At 67.1% G+C, this 19,031-nt stretch carries 21 protein-coding genes; 8 read left to right on the top strand and 13 right to left on the bottom strand.

Features of this window, described 5'->3' with window-relative positions; translation table 11 throughout:
- The first annotated feature begins 18 nt into the window (after positions 1–18).
- On the top strand, positions 19–591 hold the full coding sequence (locus C5B96_RS12020; RefSeq protein ID WP_104245598.1) for a TetR/AcrR family transcriptional regulator: 573 nt from the start codon (positions 19–21) through the stop codon (positions 589–591).
- Positions 588–1,541 carry a DMT family transporter gene (locus tag C5B96_RS12015; protein ID WP_104245597.1) on the top strand — a complete coding sequence of 318 codons (954 nt, stop codon included), beginning with the start codon at positions 588–590 and terminating at the stop codon, positions 1,539–1,541. The genes C5B96_RS12020 and C5B96_RS12015 overlap by 4 nt, the downstream gene beginning before the upstream one ends.
- Before the next feature lie 74 nt (positions 1,542–1,615).
- Here C5B96_RS12015 and C5B96_RS12010 read toward each other — a convergent pair whose 3' ends face one another.
- Positions 1,616–2,608 carry an IS1595 family transposase gene (locus tag C5B96_RS12010; protein WP_233189173.1) on the bottom strand — a complete coding sequence of 331 codons (993 nt, stop codon included), beginning with the start codon at positions 2,606–2,608 and terminating at the stop codon, positions 1,616–1,618.
- A gap of 121 nt (positions 2,609–2,729) precedes the next feature.
- On the opposite strand from C5B96_RS12010, the gene C5B96_RS12005 reads away from it, so the two are divergent.
- Positions 2,730–3,074 carry a hypothetical protein gene (locus C5B96_RS12005; RefSeq protein WP_104245596.1) on the top strand — a complete coding sequence of 115 codons (345 nt, stop codon included), beginning with the start codon at positions 2,730–2,732 and terminating at the stop codon, positions 3,072–3,074.
- A 160-nt stretch (positions 3,075–3,234) separates the two neighbouring features.
- Complete coding sequence (locus C5B96_RS12000) at positions 3,235–5,838, top strand: phosphoketolase (protein ID WP_104245595.1); 2,604 nt, start codon at positions 3,235–3,237, stop codon at positions 5,836–5,838.
- Here the strand turns inward: C5B96_RS12000 and C5B96_RS11995 are convergent.
- Positions 5,835–7,115, bottom strand: a complete 1,281-nt coding sequence (locus C5B96_RS11995; RefSeq protein ID WP_104245594.1) for an MFS transporter — start codon at positions 7,113–7,115, stop codon at positions 5,835–5,837. The two genes, C5B96_RS12000 and C5B96_RS11995, sit on opposite strands and share 4 nt — an antisense overlap.
- 134 nt (positions 7,116–7,249) lie before the next feature.
- On the opposite strand from C5B96_RS11995, the gene C5B96_RS11990 reads away from it, so the two are divergent.
- Together C5B96_RS11990 and C5B96_RS11985 are read left to right on the top strand one after the other, a co-directional pair.
- A complete protein-coding gene (locus C5B96_RS11990; RefSeq protein WP_104245593.1) occupies positions 7,250–7,780 on the top strand; it encodes an SRPBCC family protein in 531 nt (176 codons plus the stop codon).
- The gene (locus C5B96_RS11985; protein WP_104245592.1) at positions 7,777–8,460 is read left to right on the top strand and encodes a dienelactone hydrolase family protein; all 684 of its coding nucleotides are present in this window, start codon (positions 7,777–7,779) and stop codon (positions 8,458–8,460) included. The genes C5B96_RS11990 and C5B96_RS11985 overlap by 4 nt, the downstream gene beginning before the upstream one ends.
- 3 nt (positions 8,461–8,463) lie before the next feature.
- Here C5B96_RS11985 and C5B96_RS11980 read toward each other — a convergent pair whose 3' ends face one another.
- The gene (locus C5B96_RS11980) at positions 8,464–8,982 is read right to left on the bottom strand and encodes a DinB family protein (RefSeq protein ID WP_104245591.1); all 519 of its coding nucleotides are present in this window, start codon (positions 8,980–8,982) and stop codon (positions 8,464–8,466) included.
- Between the two features lie 111 nt (positions 8,983–9,093).
- On the opposite strand from C5B96_RS11980, the gene C5B96_RS11975 reads away from it, so the two are divergent.
- Positions 9,094–9,747 carry a heme oxygenase (biliverdin-producing) gene (locus tag C5B96_RS11975; protein WP_104245590.1) on the top strand — a complete coding sequence of 218 codons (654 nt, stop codon included), beginning with the start codon at positions 9,094–9,096 and terminating at the stop codon, positions 9,745–9,747.
- A gap of 12 nt (positions 9,748–9,759) precedes the next feature.
- Here C5B96_RS11975 and C5B96_RS11970 read toward each other — a convergent pair whose 3' ends face one another.
- The 6 genes from C5B96_RS11970 to rpmB form a co-directional block, all read right to left on the bottom strand.
- Complete coding sequence (locus C5B96_RS11970) at positions 9,760–11,034, bottom strand: ATP-dependent RecD-like DNA helicase (protein ID WP_104245589.1); 1,275 nt, start codon at positions 11,032–11,034, stop codon at positions 9,760–9,762.
- Positions 11,031–12,989 (bottom strand): cytochrome c oxidase assembly protein, encoded by a 1,959-nt coding sequence (locus C5B96_RS11965; RefSeq protein WP_104245588.1) that lies wholly within the window; start codon positions 12,987–12,989, stop codon positions 11,031–11,033. Before C5B96_RS11965 ends, C5B96_RS11970 begins: the two co-directional genes overlap by 4 nt.
- A 169-nt stretch (positions 12,990–13,158) precedes the next feature.
- Positions 13,159–13,446 carry an HU family DNA-binding protein gene (locus C5B96_RS11960; RefSeq protein WP_104245587.1) on the bottom strand — a complete coding sequence of 96 codons (288 nt, stop codon included), beginning with the start codon at positions 13,444–13,446 and terminating at the stop codon, positions 13,159–13,161.
- Positions 13,447–13,559: 113 nt separating this feature from the next.
- Entirely contained in the window at positions 13,560–13,865 is a 306-nt protein-coding gene (gene rpsN, locus C5B96_RS11955; protein ID WP_104245586.1) for a 30S ribosomal protein S14, read from the bottom strand.
- A gap of 3 nt (positions 13,866–13,868) precedes the next feature.
- Positions 13,869–14,036 (bottom strand): 50S ribosomal protein L33, encoded by a 168-nt coding sequence (gene rpmG / locus C5B96_RS11950; RefSeq protein WP_104245585.1) that lies wholly within the window; start codon positions 14,034–14,036, stop codon positions 13,869–13,871.
- Positions 14,036–14,272, bottom strand: a complete 237-nt coding sequence (rpmB, locus tag C5B96_RS11945; protein WP_104245584.1) for a 50S ribosomal protein L28 — start codon at positions 14,270–14,272, stop codon at positions 14,036–14,038. The genes rpmG and rpmB overlap by 1 nt, the downstream gene beginning before the upstream one ends.
- A gap of 183 nt (positions 14,273–14,455) precedes the next feature.
- Between rpmB and C5B96_RS11940 the strand changes: the two genes are divergently transcribed.
- Positions 14,456–15,748 (top strand): ABC transporter permease, encoded by a 1,293-nt coding sequence (locus tag C5B96_RS11940; protein WP_104245583.1) that lies wholly within the window; start codon positions 14,456–14,458, stop codon positions 15,746–15,748.
- Here C5B96_RS11940 and C5B96_RS11935 read toward each other — a convergent pair.
- Genes C5B96_RS11935 through C5B96_RS11920 form a run of 4 tightly spaced genes read right to left on the bottom strand, consistent with a single transcriptional unit; the run spans position 15,715 to position 18,905 of the window.
- The gene (locus tag C5B96_RS11935; RefSeq protein ID WP_104245582.1) at positions 15,715–16,104 is read right to left on the bottom strand and encodes a Fur family transcriptional regulator; all 390 of its coding nucleotides are present in this window, start codon (positions 16,102–16,104) and stop codon (positions 15,715–15,717) included. The two genes, C5B96_RS11940 and C5B96_RS11935, sit on opposite strands and share 34 nt — an antisense overlap.
- 50 nt (positions 16,105–16,154) lie before the next feature.
- On the bottom strand, positions 16,155–17,048 hold the full coding sequence (locus tag C5B96_RS11930; protein ID WP_104245581.1) for a metal ABC transporter permease: 894 nt from the start codon (positions 17,046–17,048) through the stop codon (positions 16,155–16,157).
- A complete protein-coding gene (locus C5B96_RS11925) occupies positions 17,045–17,944 on the bottom strand; it encodes a metal ABC transporter ATP-binding protein (RefSeq protein ID WP_104245580.1) in 900 nt (299 codons plus the stop codon). The genes C5B96_RS11930 and C5B96_RS11925 overlap by 4 nt, the downstream gene beginning before the upstream one ends.
- A 10-nt stretch (positions 17,945–17,954) precedes the next feature.
- A complete protein-coding gene (locus C5B96_RS11920) occupies positions 17,955–18,905 on the bottom strand; it encodes a metal ABC transporter solute-binding protein, Zn/Mn family (protein ID WP_104245579.1) in 951 nt (316 codons plus the stop codon).
- Positions 18,906–19,031 lie beyond the last annotated feature (126 nt).

Below are 19,031 nucleotides of genomic sequence, written 5' to 3'. Positions count from 1 at the left end.
CCTAATGGAAGGGTCGGCATGTCAGAAGTTGCTGCGTCTGCTAGAGACCGTGTGCTCGGTGCTGCTGCGCGCTTGTTCTACGCGCACGGGATCGAGGCGACGGGGATCAACTCGATCACCGCCGCTGCCGGGGTGGCGAAGATGAGCCTCTACAACAACTTCGCCTCCAAAGATGAGCTGGTGAGCGCCTACATCGAGGCCCGACACCAGGAGTGGTTGGGCCTCTACGCCGCCCGAGTCAGCCGTGCGAACACTGCCGCGGAGCGGGTCGCCGCCGTGTTCGACGCATACATCGATCACGCCGAACTCGGCTACGAGCACGGCTTCCGCGGGTGCGGGCTGCTGAACGCTGCCGCTGAGCTGCCCGTCGGGGCGGCTGGCCGGGAGGCCGTCCGCCGGCACAAGGAGCAGGTCGAATCGATTCTGGTCTCCCACCTCACGGAGCTGACACCGCCCGCCAATGCGGCCTCGGTGGCCGAGCACTGCTCGTTCCTCCTCGAAGGGGCAATGGCCCGCGCAGGCCTTGAAGGCGACTCGACGCGGCTCGCCCGCGCGCGCACCCTCGCCGCAGCGTTGGTGGCAGGACTGTGAACACCCGGACGGTCGGCGTCGGCGCGATCGTCGTCACCGCGCTGCTCTGGGGGACCACCGGCACAGCGGCGACGTTCGCCCCGACTGCGGGCCCACTCGCTATCGGCGCCGTGTCCCTGGGGCTCGGCGGCATTCTGCAAGCGGTGATCGCGGTGCCGGCGCTGCGCCGCGAACGGTTTGCCCTGCAACGCCGCTGGCAGGTTGTCGCGCTCGGCGCGGTGGCCGTGGCGATCTACCCGCTGGCGTTCTACAGCTCCATGCACCTCGCCGGGGTCGCGATCGGCTCCGTCGTCTCGCTCGCCTCCGCACCCCTGGCCTCGGGAGTGCTGGAACGCGTCATCGACCGCAGCACGCTCAGTCGGCCGTGGATGGTCGCTGCCGCGCTCGGCGTCATCGGCAGCACCCTGCTGTGCCTCTCCAAGCTCGACGGCCACAGCGGAGCCCTCACGTCGACGCTGGCCGGGATCGCGCTCGGCCTGGTCGCCGGAATCACCTACGCCGGCTACTCCTGGGCGGCCCACCACCTCATGCACGACGGTCTCAGCCGTGCAGCATCGATGGGTGCCGTGTTCGGCGGCGGCGGACTGCTTCTCCTCCCCGTCCTGCTCCTCACGGGCGGCCCGCTCCTTGCGTCGCGGGAAGCGTTCTCCGTGGGGGCGTACATGGCGCTCGTGCCGATGTTCGCCGGGTACGTCCTGTTCGGCTATGGGCTCTCGCAAGTACCTGCGAGCACCGCGACGACCCTGACCCTCATCGAGCCGGCGGTCGCCGCGATCCTCGCCGTCGTCATCGTTGGGGAACAGCTCACCACCCTCGGATGGGTCGGCCTCGGGCTCATAGGCGTGGTCCTCGTGATCCTGGCCATAACACCCACGACCACGCCGCGACAACGAGCGTCCGGACCCATCACGACCGAAGTGTCGAGCTACCGCCGTCAACCGTCCCGCTGAACGATCGGCTTACGGGCATCCTCGGACAGGACACTTGGCTCGAAGTACGCCTGCTTCACCCCAGAACGGTTTAGCTAACGCAGGGGAAGCTCCGGAATCTGGACTGACCCCAACACGGCGCCATGGTCATTTTTGGTGGCGATGAGCGTTGGCAGGGGTGCTGGATCCGTGCGCATGGCCTGTTCGAGGAGGCGGTAAAACAGCAGGCCTCGGCTGCGGGATGCGCGGCGGTTGAATCGAAACGTGAATTCGTCGAGGTAGTAGCCCAAGTGGTCGTTGCTGATTCCCTGGTGAAGGGTGCCTTCGAGCCAGCGCTTCAGTAGCGAGGCAACAGTGTGCACTCCGTACAGGGACACGTGAGCAGCAATCTCAGAGCCGAGTTCCACGTGACGCTCGTGCTCGTATCCAAGCTTCGCGAGGCGTTTGAGTTCTTGTGCTCCGTCCGTTCGGACCAGGGAGCCGGGGTCGATGACGCGCTTTGCGAAGCTGATCAGCTGCAAGCTCTCGCCGGGGCTCGGCTCCAGCCGTATTCGGCCGAGCCGTTTGACGCCGAGCATCTCGGCAGCGACCATTACCCCCGCCTTGGTGCTACTGCGGCCCGCATTTCCGCGACTGATTCCGCCCACATAGGTCTCGTCCAACTCGACCACACCGCGCAGCAGCTCCCGGCCGGGCACGACCATCGCCCGACGGAACTTGTGCATCCATACCCATGCCGTCTCATATGATCGCAGCCCGAGCACACGCTGCAGCCCCTGCGCGGAGACCCCGGTCTTCTGGGAGGTGATGTACCACGCGGCATGAAACCACATCCGCAACGGCGATCGGGTCCGATCAAAGATCGTGCCCGCCGTCACGCTCGTCTGCCGTCCACACGCTCGACACATCCATAGGCCGCTCGCTGTCTTCCACGCCTGCCCACTTACATCACACTTCGGGCAGACAAATCCGTCCGGCCATCGCAGACGCGTCAGGAACTTCAAGCACGCATCATCCGTCGCGAACCACTCCTGAAACTCCAGAATCGTTTGCGGATAGTCCACCCCACCCATCGGACGCTCAACCATATCCGCCAAGATATCGGAAGAACTTGACCTAAGCAGATACCCGGTACATATGTTCTAGTTCTGGTGCGAGTCGTGGGCGCAAGGGCTGTCGCACGCCGACCCGGGGGGCTAGACCTGAACCATGCCCGATCCGTCTCCCATCCCCGATCCCGACCTCGATCCCACCCGCGTCACGAGCCAGCCCTCGCTGACCACCTCGACGGGCCGCATCTGGCTCGTGGTCGGCGGGCTCTTCGCCCTGATCGCCGCCGTCGTGCTCGTCTTCCTGCTGTCATTCCCGCCTGCCGGGCTGGCGGCGACGGCGCTCGCGCTGGTCGTGCTGCTCTACGCCGCCATGGTCATCACCCAGCTCGTCACCCGCCGGGGCAGGCCGCGGCTCGGCATCCTCGCCGCGCTGATGATCGTGATGGCACTCGTCTCCCTCGGCAGCGTGCTCGTGCTGGCCGCGACGCAGACGACGCCCTGACGACGCCCCGAGGCATCCACACACCGCACGGACACCAGCCAGACGGTTTCAACCCCTAGGTTGCGGCAACCTCGGGTGCATAGAGTGCACCTAGGCGACCGCGGCCGTGACCGCGTCGGGCACCCCGCTTCGACGCACGCGGCCATCAAGGAGGGGTTCCATGACCAGCCCGACCAGCAGCACCAGCCCGACCGACAGCAGCACCCCGTCCAGCAGCACCGACCCGACGACGATCGAGTTCGACGGTGCGGCCATCGACAGCCAGGCCTCCGGCACGGCCTTCGCGCACGCCATCAGCACAGCCGAGAGCTCGTGGCCGAGACTCGACCCGAAGAAGCTCGAGGGCGAGGAGCTCTACCGCGTCGACGCCTGGTGGCGCGCCGCCAACTACCTCTCGATCGGCCAGATCTACCTGCTCGACAACCCCCTGTTGCGCGAGCCGCTCAGCCGCGACGACATCAAGCCACGCCTGCTCGGTCACTGGGGAACGACCCCCGGCCTGAACTTCGTCTACGCACACCTGAACCGCATCATCCAGCAGCGCAACCAGGCGACGCTCTACATCACCGGCCCCGGCCACGGCGGCCCCGGCATGGTCGCGAACGCCTGGCTCGACGGCACCTACAGCGAGATCTACTCCCCGATCAGCCAGAGCGAGACCGGCATGCGCCGGCTCTTCCGCCAGTTCTCGTTCCCGGGCGGCATCCCGAGCCACAACGCGCCCGAGACACCCGGCTCCATCCATGAGGGCGGCGAGCTCGGCTACTCGCTCTCGCACGCCTACGGGGCCGCCTTCGACAACCCGAACCTGCTGGTGGCCTGCGTCGTCGGCGACGGCGAGGCCGAGACAGGGCCGCTCGCGACGAGCTGGCACTCGAATGCGTTTCTGGATGCCCGGCAAGACGGCGTCGTGCTTCCGATCCTGCACCTGAACGGGTACAAGATCGCGAACCCGACCGTGTTGGCGCGCATGCCCGAGGAGCAGCTGCTCGCGCTGATGCGCGGCTACGGTCACAACCCGCACATCGTCTCCGGCGGATTCGACGGCGAAGACCCCCTGCTGGTCCACGAACGAATGGCCGAGACCCTCGACCTCGTTCTGAACGAGATCGCCGACATCAAGCAGCAGGCCGCTGACGGCACCCTCGAGGGCACCGCGAACTGGCCCATGATCATCCTGCGCACACCGAAGGGCTGGACCTGCCCGGCCGAGATCGACGGCCTGCCGGTCGAGAACACGTGGCGTGCACACCAGGTGCCGCTGGCGAACGCGCGGGACACCGAGGCGCACACGCGCATCCTCGAAGACTGGATGCACACGTACAAGCCCGATGAGCTCTTCGACGAGTCGGGCAGGCCGCTCGATTCGATCACCTCGCTCGCGCCGGCCGGCGAGCTGCGGATGAGCGCCACCCCCTTCGCGAACGGGGGCCTGCTGCGCCGGGAGCTCGACCTGCCCGACTTCCGCCAGCACGGCGTCGACGTGCCCTCCCCGGGCGCGACGAGCGAGTCGGCGACGAAGGTGCTCGGCGACTGGCTCGCCGGCGTCATCGATCAGAACCCCGACAACTTCCGCATCTTCGGGCCCGACGAGACGGCCTCGAACCGGCTGCAGGGCGTCTACACCGAGACAGACAAGCAATGGAACAGCGCCATCTGGCCGGTCGACGAACACCTGGCGCGAGCGGGCCGGGTGATGGAGATGCTCTCTGAGCACCAGTGCGAAGGGTGGCTCGAGGGCTACCTGCTGACCGGCAGGCACGGCCTGTTCAACTGCTACGAAGCGTTCATCCACATCATCGATTCGATGGCGAACCAGCACGCGAAATGGCTGAAGGTCTCGCGATCGATTCCGTGGCGGCGCTCGATCTCATCACTGAACTACCTGCTCTCGTCGCACGTCTGGCGGCAGGACCACAACGGGTTCAGCCACCAGGACCCCGGGTTCATCGACCACATGGTGAACAAGAAGGCAGATGTGGTGCGCATCTACCTGCCCGTCGACGCGAACACCCTTCTCTCGACCTACGACCACTGCCTGCGGTCGGTCGACTACATCAACGTCGTCGTCGCCGGCAAGCAGCCGTCACCGAACTGGCTGACCATGGAGGAGGCCGTCGCGCACTGCACGCGTGGCCTCGGCATCTGGGACTGGGCCGGCACCGAGGTGGCTGGCGAGGGGCCCGACGTCGTTCTCGCCTGCGCGGGCGACGTTCCCACCCTGGAGACGCTCGCTGCCGCTGCCCTCCTCCGCAAGCACCTGCCCGACCTCAAGGTCCGCGTCGTGAACGTCGTCGACCTGATGCGCCTGCAGTCGGCGACCGAGCATCCGCACGGCCTCGCCGACCGCGAGTTCGACACCATCTTCACGACGAACACGCCCGTCGTCTTCGCCTATCACGGCTATCCGTCGCTGATCCATCGCCTGACGTACCGTCGCACCGGCCACACCAACCTGCACGTGCGCGGGTACAAGGAAGAGGGAACGACCACGACACCGTTCGACATGGTGATGCTGAACGATCTCGACCGCTATCACCTGGTGATCGATGTCATCGATCGCGTTCCCGGGCTGGCGGTTCGCGCCGCATCGCTCCGCCAGAAGATGCAGGATGCTCGTATGCGCGCTCGGGCATACACCCGCGAGCACGGGGAGGACATCCCTGTCGTGGCCGACTGGACCTGGTCGCGGAGCGACGGCCCCGGGCTGTCGCAGCAGAGCACGATGGCCGACGACACCGGCGGTGACAACGCGGTCGCCTAGTCCGCCCGGCGACGCTCGAGGAGGGCGCAGAGCACTCCGAAGACCCCGACCACCACCGCGGCTCCGGCCGAGACGCCGAAGGCGCTGAAGCCGGTGCCGTGGTCGATGGCGACGCCGGTGACCGCCCCGCCGATCGTGACCCCCACAGAAAGGCCGATCGAGGGCCAGGTGAGCGCCTCGGTGAGCCGGGCATCCTCGACCAGACCGGCGATGAGCGCCGTGCCCGAAATGAGCACGGGTGTCGTCACCAGGCCGGCGATGAAGACGATGCTCGCGAGCGCGACGGGCGTCTGCAGCAGCAGCAGACACGGCACCACGCAGGCGTATGCCACGGAAGCTATGAGTACGCGGGAGGCCGGTGCCCAGCGCGCACTGAGCGGACCGAAGGCGAAACCGGCAACCACGCTGCCGGTCGCGAAGACGGCGAGAATGACCCCGGCGAGCCAGGGCTGGCCCGTGTCTGTCGCCACGCTGATCGCACCGACGTCGATCGAGGCGAAGACCCCGCCGACGCCGAGGTAGACGGGAAGCAGGCCGAGAACGCCCGCCGGAAGCCGGAAGCGGGCGCGCCGGGGGCGGGCGCGTCCGGGGTGGCCAGGGTGGGACTGAGCGACGCTGGCCGCGCCAGCGACCTTCAGCCGGCCGACGACCTGTGGCATCGTTGCCCGCTGCAGCCACAGCCACACCCCGCCCACCACGGTCACGGCGACTCCTGCCGCAAGCCCGGCGAACGCACCCGCACTCGTCGCGATCAGCGTCACCGCCGGCGGCCCGACGACGAACACGAGTTCGTCGTTCACGGCTTCGAGCGACAGCGACGTGTGCCGCGCCTCGCCGGAGGCCAGCACTCCGCGCCAACGCGCCCGAACGAGCGACCCCATGTCGACCGTGCTCGCTCCGAGTGCCAACGCGCAGACGAACCAGCTCCAGACGGGCGCCCCGAACACGATCGTCACCGCGAGCGCTGCAGCCGCGAGCACCGTGGCCCCGAGACTGAGCGGCAGCACGCGAGCCTGGCCCCGGGCATCCGCCGCTCTCGACCAGACCGGGCCACCGATCGCGATGCCCAACACGATGGTTCCTGCCACCGCACCGGCCAGCGTGAAGCTGCCGGTCTGCGCCGACACGAGCAGAATCGTCGCGATGCTGCCGGTCGAGCGGGTGAACCGGCCGAGCCAGCCGGCGAGGGTGAACTGCCACGCGCCCGGCACGATGAGAATGTCGGCGTACGACCCGAAGAGCCGAAGACGCGGGCGCGCGCTCGTGGAAGACGCCACGTTCGAACCTCGCTGCCCCGCCCCGAAGGCAGGTGGACCTGCCGGCCACTCGGAGCCCGCTGCCAGTTTAGACGCCTGCAGCATCGCCCCGGCAAAGTAGAGTTGAGCCACCGCCGACGCCCGCTGGGAGAGCCATGAGCACAGAAGAACTGGTCATGTTCACCGTCGTCGGGGTGAGTTTCTCGCCGCCGCAGACGGCCTTCGATGTCGTCGTTCCGCGCGACGACACGACACTGTTCACCGGCTACCTGAAGCTGCTTCCCGCTGTTGTCGGCATGGTCGACTTCGAAGGCGGCGCGTACGACCACCCCGGCGCCTCGCGCACGGTCACGCTCTCCGACGGCGGCTCGTTCCGCGAGCAGATCGTGCGCTACGAGCGCCCCGGCTCCTCGGCTCCGGATGCGCCCGGCCACTTCGACTACGACGTCACCCGGTTCACCGGCATCCTCAGCCGCATCGTCTCCGACGCGACCGCCCGCTGGACGTATGCGCCCGGAACGACGGGACGCGCCCACATCACGTGGACCTACGGCTACCGGCCCCTGCCCGGTCGGCGCTTCCTCCTGAAGCGCATCATCGGTCCGCTCTGGATGCGGTACATGCGCCGAGGCATGGCCGCCGCCCTGACCGCCATCGTGGCTTCGCGCCCGCGGGCAGCCCCGTGAGCCAGTTCATCGACATCCCCTCCCCCGGATGGCCGCTCACCTTCGGCGTGCCGGGGAACGCGACCGTCGTTCTCGTGCACGACCGTTTCGGCCGCCTCCCGTATCTGGAGTCGTACGCGACCGCCATCGCGAGCCGAGGCTTCTTCGTGGTGCTTCCCGACCTCTTCAACGGCCTCGCGACGATCGACGAACCGAGTGCCGACGAGCTCGCAGGGGGGATGGATCCCGGTTTCGCGCAGGCGACGCTCGACGACGCGATCGAACTCGGCCGCAACCACGGTTTCGAGAAGGAGCCGGCCGAGAGCATCCGCTCAGCGAACAGCAGGGTGGGCGTCATCGGTTTCGAGCTCGGCGGAAGGCTCGCCCTGCAGATGGCCCAGGCGGGAATCGCGGACGCAGTCGTCTCGTACGCGGGAGGGCTCGGTGAGAACGAGTCGGGCATCGTGCCCTGCCCCGTTCTCCTCCACTACTCCGACTCCGGCGAATGGGGCACGGGCTGGGAGGCAGACGCGTTCGTCAGCCGACTGAAGGAGATGGGCACGCCGGTCACCAGGCACACCTACCTCGGTACGAACGACATCTTCGCCAACGCGACGCTGGTCGAACGGCTCAACAAGAACGCCGCTGCCCTCGCCTTCGCGAGGTCGACGAACTTCCTGCTGGAGCAGCTGGCCGAGTGACGTTCACCCGCGCACGTCGTGCAGGTGGTGCACGGGGTCGTGGATGAAGTAGCAGGCGAGGGTCTCCACGGTGAACCGCGATCCATCGCTGCGCCTCCCGGTGCGCTGCCAGCTCGAGTCGGGCACCGCCTCGAAGGCGAGCGCGATCGCTTCGCCGGCCTCGGCGAGTTCGATACCGACCCGGGCCGGATCCTGTTCGCCGTACCGCTCGTCGGCCGCGGTTTTGTCCTGGTCCCAGTTGGGGAAGGCCGGGTCGTCGTTGTCGAGCATCAGTCCGAGACGGGTGCGGAAGATACGGAACACGTCACGCACGTGCGCCGCATACTCGAGCGCCGACCACGTCGCATCGTCGGGTCGCAGGGCGACGTCGGGCCGCGTGAGCACGGCCGGCCAGGCGGCGACGTTCGCCCGGACGAGGTCGGGAACCGTACGGGGAGGCGTCTGGGAGGAGTCGAAACCGCACTGGGGGCATGCGCGGTCGAGCACCCAGGTCCAGTTCTTCGTGTCGGGTGTGATGGGCATGACAGCAGGCTAGCGCCCGCATCACGGTCGCATGCGGATTGTCGCGTCAGCCCGATGCGCCCGAAGCCGTCGTCGGCTAAGGTAAGGGTGTCCTTACCTTTTGGAGGCGCCATGTCGATCGTGATCCCCTTCTCGCAGGCCCTGCGCGATCGCACCTGCTCGGGCGAGGGCGAAACCGGCGGCGCCGGCTTCATGACCGACCTGATCAGCGGCAAGGGCCACCGCAACGACTACATCGCCCTCGTTGCGCAGCACTTCTTCATCTACGAGGCCATCGAGGCGGCGGCCGAGCGCATGAAGAACGACCCTGTCGCGGCCGCGTTCCTCTCGCCGAAACTCACGAGACTGCCGGCGATCACCGAAGACCTGCGCTTTCTCCTCGGCGAGGACTGGGCCGATCGCATCACTCCGCTGCCGACCACCGCGCGATACGTGGCCCGCATCACGGAGGTGGGTGCCACGTGGAGCGGGGGGTTCATCGCCCACCACTACACGCGCTACCTCGGCGACCTGTCGGGCAGCCAGTTCATCCGCACGCTGATGCAGCGGCGGTTCGGGTTCGAGACGAACGGCGTGGGCTTCTACCTCTTCGCCGACATCGCGCAGCCCCGCGAGTTCAAGCAGACCTACCGCGCCCAGCTCGACGCGGTGGACTGGAGCGACGCAGAGCGTGAACGGGTGATCGACGAGGTGCTCGTCGCCTACAGCTTTAACACCGCGCTCTTTCTCGAACTCGCGCAGGCGAAGGCGGCCGCCGCGGCCTGAGGCGGGGCGGTCTCAGGGGCGGCGCATGAAGCGCTGAACGTTCGCGTCGACGATGATGTCGGAGGGGCGGAGGGGTCGCGTGAGGTAGAGGCCCTCGAGCGAGGTCAGCCGGCTGAGCGCGACGTAGGTCTGGCCCGAGCTGAACACCCGCGACCCGAGGTCGACGATGGCGGAGTCGTAGGTCTTGCCCTGCGATTTGTGGATGGTCACCGCCCAGGCCAGGCGAAGGGGAAACTGCGTGAACTCCCCCACCACGTCTTTCGTCAGCTCCTTGCTGGTCGCCGAGTAGGAGTACTTGTACTTCTCCCAGCTCACCGGCTCGACCTCGTGCACCTCGCCCTCGACCTCCACCCACACCGACCCGGCGATCTTCGTCACGGTTCCGACCGTACCGTTCACCCAGCGCTGCTCGGAATCGTTGCGGAGGAACATCACCCGGGCGCCGGCCTTCAGCTCGAGCGCCTCTTCGGCCGGGAAGGCCCGGCCGCCGAAGTCGCCGGAGACCTCTGCCCTGGCCGTCTTCACCGCGCCCTTCAGGCGTTTGAGCGCCTCCGCGTTGATGCGATTGACGGAGTCGTTCCGGGTGGCGAGCGTGATCGTGCCGTCGGTCGGCGGGGTACGGGCACCCGCCCCGTTCAGAACGTCGGCGATCTCCTTCGTGACCATGCCGTGCCGAACGGCGTTCAGCATGAACTTGAAGTCGTCGTCGCTCTGGCGGTGGATCTCGGTGAGCTCGACGATGTTGAGCTGGGTCTCCGACCACACCTTGGCGTCGAAGAACCACATCGACGCGTAGTGGTCGGAGAAGTAGGCGCGCTCGTCGGAATCGCCCGGCACCGGCGCGAGCTGGTACGGATCGCCGAAGAGCACGATCTGCACGCCGCCGAAGGCCTCCAGCCGGCGCTGCCTGGCCTGCCTCAGGCTGCGGTCGATCGCATCCATCAGGTCGGCGTTGACCATCGACACCTCGTCGATCACGAGGGTGTCGATCGTGTTCAGCAGTTTTCGCACTTCGGCGTTCTGGTCGATGTCGTGGTCGGCGATCACACCGATCGGCAGCCGGAAGAGCGAGTGGATCGTCTGCCCGCCCACATTGAGGGCAGCGACCCCCGTCGGCGCCGAGATCACGAGCTGCTTCTCGGTGTTCCACGCGAGGTGGTTCAGCAGCGTGGACTTGCCGGTGCCGGCACGACCCGTCACGAAGACGTGCTTCTTAGTGCCCTCGATCATCTCGAAGACGCGCTGCTGTTCGGCCGACAGCGTGGTGGCGCCCGCCGGCGCGCTCATCGCCGGGTGCCCAATCTCTCCAGCATGCGGTTGTACTCGGTGAGCTCGGCGTCGTTGGTGCGATCGGCGTTACGATCGAGCCGCTTCGTCTCCTTCGTGTCGCTGCGGCCCCACTGGATGGCCACCACGATGGCGAGGATGAGTGTCGGGATCTCGCCGATACTCCACGCGATTCCCCCGCCGGCCTGCTGGTCGGAGATCGCACTCGCGCCCCACGGCCGGCCCATCGAGCCGTACCAGTCGGCCAGCAGCAGGCCGGAGCCGGTCATCAGGGTCAGCCCGAAGAACGCGTGGAACGCCATGGTGGCAAGCAGCAGCAGGATGCGGAACGGGTACGGCAGGCGATACGGAACAGGGTCGACGCCGATCAGAGCCTGCGCGAAGAGATAGCCGACGATCAGGAAGTGCACGATCATCCACTCGTGCCCGATGTGGTCGGTGGTCGCCCAGCGGAACAGGGGCGTGTAGTAGAACGTCAGCAGGCTCGTCGCGAAGAGCGCGGCGGCGACGATCGGATTCGCCAGGAACGAGCCCACCTTCGAGTGCACCGCCAACAGGATCCACTCCCGGCCACCCCGGGTGCCATCGGTGCGTTTGTGGATCGCCCGCATCGCGAGCGTCACCGGCCCGGCGGAGACGAGCAGGATCGGGATCATCATCGCCAGGATCATGTGCCCGAGCATGTGGATGCTGAACAGGTACTTCTCGTACACGTTCATGAACCCGTTGGTCACGAACAGCAGCAGCAGCATGCCGAGCACCCAGAGGATGGTGCGGTGGATCGGCCAGGCGTCACCGCGGCGCTTTAACCGAACGACGCCGGCGATGTAGAAGAAGATGCCGAAGCCGCAGAGCAATATCCACAGCAGGTCGAAGTTCCAGGCGGTGAGGAAGTTGCCGTAGGTCAGCTCCACCGGGAGGGGCGAGCCCGTCAGGATCTGGGCGGGCGTCGCCTCGGGCGGCACTGTCTCGGGGATGGGAGTCGCCGTTCGCGCGAGAGCCACCGCCACACCGGAGGCGACACCCATGAACACGAGTTCGGCGGCCACCACCTTCCAGAACGTGCTGCGCACCGCCCCGTCGGCGAGCCGGCGGATGAGCAGCCGGCGGTACATCGCGCCGATCAGGCCGAGCACCACGAGAGCCGCGACCTTCACGAGAACGAGGATGCCGTAGGGCGTCAGCAGCCGGTCGAGCGAGCCCACCCGGAGCTCTGCGCTGACGTAGCCCGAGGCCGCGACCACGATGAAACAGACGAGCGCGATGCTCGAGTACCGGGTGACCACCTCGACGAGCCGCGCGTTGTCGAGCTGGCGGGAGAGCAGGGCGAGCACCAGGAGGCCACCGAGCCAGACGGCCGCGAAGAGGATGTGCAGGAACAGGGCGGTCACCGCAGCGTCGTGCCCGTCTGCTCCGGCAGCGTGCCCCTGCTGGGCCATCGGCAGGAGGGTCAGCACGGCGAGCGCCCCGACGAAGACCAGCGCCGTGACGTTTCGCACCGCGAAGCAGAGCACGGTGACGGCCGCAGCGAGCAGGGTGGTCTCGAGCCAGGCCTGGCCGAGCGGCACGGAGACGAGGAACTGGCCGAGGATCTGGCCGAACTTCGAATCGAGGCTGGCCGACGAAGACGTCACGTTGAGAAAGCTCAGGAACCCCGTGGCGGCCGACGCGACGGTGAGCAGGGCGGCACCTGCCGCCGCGACATCCAGAGCCCTCGCGAACTCGGGTCTGTCGGAGCGCAGCACGAAGACCGCCAGCAGCAGCGCGCCGATCGTGAGGGCCGAGCTGAGGTTGACGAACATCGTCGCGATCGGCAGGCCGAAGCGCACCAACGGTCCCGGGTCGGAGAGCAGCAGAGCTGTCGCTCCTCCCCCGTATTCCAGGCCGAGGATGAGCGCGACGAAGGCCACCCCGACCAGAGCGGCGGGGCCGATGACGCGGATCAGTTTCGGCACCCGTCAACCCTACGTCAGCGTGGCTGGGAAGGCCGCCGGAGCAGGGATTGTGGAGAACTCCCTGTCCCCCCGCGGCTGTGGAGGAGCATCCAGAATCGGCTGGGTAGACGAGAAGAGGGACCCTGGCCTTGGCCGGGGTCCCTCTTCACAGTGAATCAGGGGGTCGGTGTTACTTGACCGCTGCCTTCAGCTTGCTGCCGGCGCTGATCTTAACCGAGTTGCCCGCGGCGATCTCGATGGCCTCGCCCGTCTGCGGGTTGCGACCGGTGCGAGCGGCACGCGAGGTGCGCTCGACGGCGATCCAGCCCGGGATCGTGACCTTGACGCCGTTCGACACCGAGTCGGCGAGGGTTGCGAACAGCGAGTCGAGTACCTCGTTGACGGCGGTCTGCGTCTGGCCCGATGAAGCGGCGACGGCAGCGACGAGCTCGGTCTTGTTCAGTGACTTGTCAGCCATTTAGTGTCCTCCTCGGACCATCCTGCTGCGAGAGCAGCAATTCGTGTGGATCTCAATATCAGTCGTGCTGGTGCGCCGCGTTCGCAGATGGAACGCGGCGCTGCGTGGGTAACCTACCAGCTTGACTTCGTGATACCGGGCAATTCGCCCCGGTGCGCCATTTCGCGGAAGCGAACGCGCGAGATACCGAAGTTCGAGAGGTGGCCGCGGGGGCGACCGTCGACGGCGTCACGGTTGCGCACGCGCACCGGCGACGCATCGCGGGGAAGCTTCTGCAGGCCGACGCGAGCTGCCTCGCGCGACTCGTCGGTGCCGTTCAGGTCGACAAGAGCCTTCTTCAGCTCGAGGCGCTTGGTGGCGTAGCGGGCCACAATGACCTTGCGCTGCTCGTTCTTTGCGATCTTGCTCGTCTTAGCCATGTGTTACCGCTCCTCTCTGAAGTCGACGTGCTTGCGGATGACCGGGTCGTACTTCTTCAGAACGAGACGGTCGGGGTTGTTGCGACGGTTCTTGCGGGTCACGTAGGTGTACCCGGTGCCGGCCGTCGAGCGGAGCTTGATGATCGGGCGTACGTCTTGTGCCTTTGCCATTAGATCTTCACCCCACGAGCCTGGATCTCACGGACGACTGCCTCGATGCCGCGAGCATCGATGACCTTGATGCCCTTCGCCGACAGGGTCAGGTTCACGTTGCGCTTCAGCGACGGAACGTAGTACGTCTTCTTCTGGACATTCGGGTCGAAACGACGCTTGGTGCGTCGGTGCGAGTGCGAAATGTTGTGACCGAAGCCGGGAACGGCTCCAGTCACCTGGCACACTGCGGCCATGACTTTCCTCCAATTACCGTAGAGCGGATGCTCTACCCAAGTTCTCTTGTCGGCATGCGTCACCCGAGACGGGCTGGGGTGCGCACACAAAGGCAGACGGAGATACCGTCGACCAGCGACCCACACTAGCATCCCCTCGCGTACTCTGGTAATCCGAGACGACGAGAGGTGTGCGGTTACCCCATGACGAGCCCCGCTTCGAACACTCCCCTGAAGCCCGAGGTGAATGCCTACCGGCGCTGGTACTCCAGCCTGCACCCGTCACTGCAGCTCATCGGCCTGCAACTGTGGCTCCCCCTGTTCTTCATCGTCGCCTTCTGCCTCTGTTACGTCGCCGCGTTCCACGCCCCGCACGCTCACGACGTACCGGTGGGCATCGTCGGCTCGGCCGAGCAGTTCGATGCCGCGCTGGCCGGCACGGCTCCGGGCGTCATCGATGTGCAGAGCTTCACCACGGTCGACGACGCGAAGAATGCGGTGCTCTCGGGTCGGGTGGCGGTCGCCGTCGACCCCGCCAGTTCCACGATCTTCAAGGCCAGCGCGCACCAGTACCAGGTCGCAGCTCTGGTGCCGGTCATCGTCACGCCCGCCCTGCAGAGTCTCGGCATCACGCCCTCGACCGTCGATCTCGCGCCGCTGCCGCCCTACGACGAGTACGGCACGGTCTCGATGTACCTCATGCTCGCCTGGTGCATCGGCGGCTACATGGTCGCCATGTTCATCGGCCTGATGGGCGCACCGCTCCGGCACCGCTCGCGCATGGCGGTCATCGTCGTCGGCGGCGCCCTGATCTCCCTCATCACGAATGTGCTCGCCGGCCCGGTCGTGGGGGCGGTCGAAGGGCACTTCGGTGCGCTGTTCCTCATCGCCTGGGGCTGGATCGTCGCGGTCGGCCTGGCTGTGAACGGCCTCAGCTACTTCGCAGGCCGGTTCATCGCCGTGCCGGCCATGGTCATCTTCGTCTTCCTCTCGATGCCCTCCTCGGGCGCCGCCTACCCGTCGTGGTTCATGCCTGAGCCGTTCGCCTGGCTGAACAACGTGGTCGTCGGCAGTGGAATCACCGAGATGCTGAAGCGCGAGCTCTATGGCGTCGGCCCCGGGTTCAGCCGCGGAATCATCATGATGGTCGCGTATGCCGCCGTCGGGCTGGTGCTGATGTTCGTCGGCAAGCCCTACCTCGAGTGGCGCCGGGTGCGCCGGGTGCTGTCGGGTCGAACCACGATGTTCGCCGACGCGAACAACGCGAACCGCGAGTTCCTGACCCGCGAGCGCGACGAGATCCTCGAGCGCCACGGTCTGCTCCGCACCGAGACCGGCACCATTCACACGATCCCTGTGGATGAACGGCAGAGCGTCAACGGCGACATCGACGAGCCGACAGCACCCGGCATGTTCCTCGGCACGACCGGTGGGCTCGAGCCCGAGCAGGCGTCAGCGCGCGCTCACGGCAGCGGCGGAACGCACGACGAGCAGTAGCCGAAGACGTCGACCACGTGCTCGGCCTGCGAGAAACCGTGCAGTGCGGCGACGCTCTGCGCCCACTGTTCCACGTCGTCCGCCTCGATCTCGACGGCGAGACCGCAGCCCCGGCAGATGAGGTGGTGATGGTGCCCGATCGAACAGGCCCGGTAGAGGCTCTCCCCCTCGGGTGACTGCAGCGAGTCGGCCTCGCCCTCGGTGGCGAGGTCGCCCAGGGCCCTGTACACGGTCGCCAGGCCGATCTGCGAGCCGGTTCCCTTGAGGTTGGAGTGCAGTTCCTGCGCGCTGACGAAGCCCATCTGGGTTCCGAGGGCGGAGCGCACGGCCTCCCGCTGCCAGGTGTTCCGTTTCATTGCCACTCCCCTCCTGCACAGTCAGTCAGCACGTCGATTTCTCCACAATTTTAGCTCTGCGCGAGAGCCGGACCGGCGATTCGGCCAGCATTGCCCCGACGCTTCCGCACAGCCGCGATGATCCGGCAGACCGCATAGATGAGAAAGGAGATCGTGGTCACGTACGGGCTGATCGGTATGGAGCCACCGAGCGCCAGCAGGATGCCGCCGACCAGCGAGACGACAGCGAAGACCGTGCTGAACAGCGGAACCAGAACCGGTGACGACGACAGCCGGAGCGCTGCGGCGGCGGGCGTCACCAGAATCGACAACACCAGCAGTGAGCCGACCACCTGAACCGAGACGGCGACGGCGAGACCGAGGAGCAGCATGAAGTACAGGGAGAGAAAGCGCGTGGGCACGCCGCGTGCCGACGCGACGTCGACATCGACGCTCGCGAACATCAGGGGGCGCCAGACCACCACGAGCCCGATGATGACCACGATCGAGATGGCGAGCAGGGAGTTCAGCCGCGGGTTGTCGACGGCCACGATCTGGCCGGTCAGCAGCCCGAACTTGTTCGCGGTGCGACCGGGGTACAGCGTCAGGCAGAGAATGCCGAGGCCGAGGCCGAACGGCATCAGCACGGCGATGATCGAGTTGCGGTCGCGAGCGCGCGAACCGAGCAGCCCGATCAGGGCAGCTGCGACGAGGGAACCCACCAGGGAGCCCTCGACGACCCCCACCCCGAAGAGCAGCCCGGCGGAGGCGCCGGCGAACGAGAGTTCGCTGATTCCGTGCACAGCGAAGGCCATGTCCCTCGACATCACGAAGACGCCGATCAGCCCGCCGACCAACCCGAGAACCGCGCCCGCGATGATCGAGTTCTGCAGCAGCACGAGAAGCTCGCCGTAGTTCGTGAAGGTGAAGATCTGCGACCAGAAGTCGCCGTCGGCCGCGATCATGATGCCGCCCCTGCCGAGCCGGCGGGCTCGTCGTGGTGTGCGAGGTCGCCGTCGCTGTGTGGATGCCCGTGGGCGCCGTCGGGCGTGCCGACGACGATGATGCGGCCCCTCGTTCGAATCACGTCGACCGGAGAGCCGTAGAGGTCGGAGAGAACCTCCGACTGCAGCACGTCGTCGGGGGTTCCGATGCGAAAGCGGCCGTCGGCGAGGTACAGCACCCGGTCGACCATGCCGAGGATCGGGTTGATGTCGTGGGTCACGAACAGAACGCCGAGGTCACGCTGCCTGCGCTGCACGTCGATCAGTTCGCTCACCGTGCGCTGGTAGTTCAGGTCGAGAGAGAGGAGAGGCTCATCGCAGAGAAGCAGCCGTGGGTCACCCGCGAGAGACTGGCCCACCCGCAGTCGCTGTTGCTCGCCGCCCGAGAGAGAGGAGATGGGGGCGTCGCCGTAGCGGGTGGCACCGACCGCATCGAGCAGCTGGTCGACGCGCCGCCGACGGGCGCGCGACGGAAGAGGCAGACCGAAGCGGTGGCCGGTGAGGCCGAGCCCCACGAGGTCGCGAGCGCGGAGCGGCGTGCCGTCGTCGGCGAGTTTCTGCTGCGGAATGTAGCCGATGCGCCGGTTGCCGCGTCGCAGCGGCTCACCGAGAAAGCTCGCCGTGCCGGAGGTCAGACGCTGCTGCCCGAGGATGACCTTCAGCAGGCTGGTCTTGCCCGACCCGTTCGCGCCGATGACCGCGACGAACTCCCCCGCGGCGACGGCGAGGTCGAGGCCGCTCCAGAGGGTTCTGTCACCGAAACGCAGAGCAGCACCGTTCAGCGTCAACACCGGCTCGGCCGGCGGCCTCGACGAGGTGGCGCCGGCCGAGCCGGGGGTGGGGGTCGACGTGGTCATCTGGTGAAGATTACTGCGAAAGAGCCGACTTCAGCGCGTCGAGGTTTCCACTCATCCAGTCGAGGTAGCTCGAACCGGCGGGCAGCGTCTCGGTCACGGGCACCACCGGCACGCCGCCGGCCTTCGCCGCCGAGAGCACCGCCTCGGTCTGCGCGCCGCTGGTCTGCTCGTTGTACGCGAGCACCTTCACCTGGTCGCCCGAGAAGAGCGCCACGGTCTCTGCCAGCAAGTCGGGCGCGACATCCGTTCCGTTCTCGACGGCTTCGCTGAACTTCTCGGGCGTCTTGTCGACGAGACCGATGGCGTTCAGCATGTAGAGGGGTACGGGCTCGGTGATGGCGGCACCCTCCCCGTCGAAGCTTGACTTGAGGGTCGCCTCGGTGGCGATCAGGGTGTCGAGTTTCGCGTTGTAGGCCGCGGCATTCGCGCTGAACGTGGCAGCTGCGGAGGGGTCGGCCGCACTCAGCGAGCCGGCGATCTCGTTCACGACCTTCTTGACCGTCGGGAAGTCGTACCAGAGGTGCTCGTTGAACTCTCCGTCGGCGGGCACCAGATCGTAGCCCGAGATCGTCGCGGCGTTGACGACAGCGGCCGCCGAGTTGTTCGAACTCGAGAGCATCGTGTCGACGAAGTCGTCGTACCCTCCGCCGTTCTCGACGACGACCGACGCCTTCGAGAGCGCCAGCTGGTTCTGGGCATCGGCCTCGTATTCGTGCGGGTCTTTGTCGGGGTCGTCGATGATCGACGTCACCGTCACGAGATCCCCGCCGACCTGCGCGGCGATGTCACCCCACACGTCGGTCGAGGCGACGACCGGGATCGGGGAGGCGCCCGAGCCCGAGGCGGCGCCCGACGAACCGGCAGCCGTTCCGGCCGAGGAGGAGCAGCCGGCGAGGGCGACCACCCCGACGAGAGCGAACGAGGCGAGGGCGATGCGGGGAGAGGAGCGGAACAGGCGCATGTGTGAGAACAATCCATCTAGCCGGGAGAGCGCGCCGCGAGGTGGGCACGCTCCGATGCTAGGTCTTATTGATAATGATTGTCAAAACCGTTAGCGCCAGAGTCGGCGAAGCAGGCCGGCCATCCG

This window comes from Subtercola sp. Z020, assembly GCF_002931235.1.
Classification (GTDB): Bacteria; Actinomycetota; Actinomycetes; order Actinomycetales; family Microbacteriaceae; genus Subtercola.
This window is presented reverse-complemented; position numbering and strand designations above follow the sequence as displayed.

Bases quoted from the DNA above. Each gene is read 5' to 3' on its own strand.
- C5B96_RS11980 (WP_104245591.1), bottom strand. From the start codon at position 8,982: ATGCCCATCACACCCGACACGAAGAACTGGACCTGGGTGCTCGACCGC.
- C5B96_RS11920 (WP_104245579.1), bottom strand. From the start codon at position 18,905: ATGCGCCTGTTCCGCTCCTCTCCCCGCATCGCCCTCGCCTCGTTCGCT.
- C5B96_RS11960 (WP_104245587.1), bottom strand. From the start codon at position 13,446: ATGGCTGACAAGTCACTGAACAAGACCGAGCTCGTCGCTGCCGTCGCC.
- C5B96_RS11935 (WP_104245582.1), bottom strand. From the start codon at position 16,104: ATGAAACGGAACACCTGGCAGCGGGAGGCCGTGCGCTCCGCCCTCGGA.
- rpsN (WP_104245586.1), bottom strand. From the start codon at position 13,865: ATGGCTAAGACGAGCAAGATCGCAAAGAACGAGCAGCGCAAGGTCATT.
- C5B96_RS11925 (WP_104245580.1), bottom strand. From the start codon at position 17,944: ATGACCACGTCGACCCCCACCCCCGGCTCGGCCGGCGCCACCTCGTCG.
- C5B96_RS12020 (WP_104245598.1), top strand. From the start codon at position 19: ATGTCAGAAGTTGCTGCGTCTGCTAGAGACCGTGTGCTCGGTGCTGCT.
- C5B96_RS12000 (WP_104245595.1), top strand. From the start codon at position 3,235: ATGACCAGCCCGACCAGCAGCACCAGCCCGACCGACAGCAGCACCCCG.
- rpmG (WP_104245585.1), bottom strand. From the start codon at position 14,036: ATGGCAAAGGCACAAGACGTACGCCCGATCATCAAGCTCCGCTCGACG.
- C5B96_RS11990 (WP_104245593.1), top strand. From the start codon at position 7,250: ATGAGCACAGAAGAACTGGTCATGTTCACCGTCGTCGGGGTGAGTTTC.
- C5B96_RS11940 (WP_104245583.1), top strand. From the start codon at position 14,456: ATGACGAGCCCCGCTTCGAACACTCCCCTGAAGCCCGAGGTGAATGCC.
- C5B96_RS11930 (WP_104245581.1), bottom strand. From the start codon at position 17,048: ATGATCGCGGCCGACGGCGACTTCTGGTCGCAGATCTTCACCTTCACG.
- C5B96_RS12005 (WP_104245596.1), top strand. From the start codon at position 2,730: ATGCCCGATCCGTCTCCCATCCCCGATCCCGACCTCGATCCCACCCGC.
- rpmB (WP_104245584.1), bottom strand. From the start codon at position 14,272: ATGGCCGCAGTGTGCCAGGTGACTGGAGCCGTTCCCGGCTTCGGTCAC.
- C5B96_RS12010 (WP_233189173.1), bottom strand. From the start codon at position 2,608: ATGGTTGAGCGTCCGATGGGTGGGGTGGACTATCCGCAAACGATTCTG.
- C5B96_RS11975 (WP_104245590.1), top strand. From the start codon at position 9,094: ATGTCGATCGTGATCCCCTTCTCGCAGGCCCTGCGCGATCGCACCTGC.
- C5B96_RS11970 (WP_104245589.1), bottom strand. From the start codon at position 11,034: ATGAGCGCGCCGGCGGGCGCCACCACGCTGTCGGCCGAACAGCAGCGC.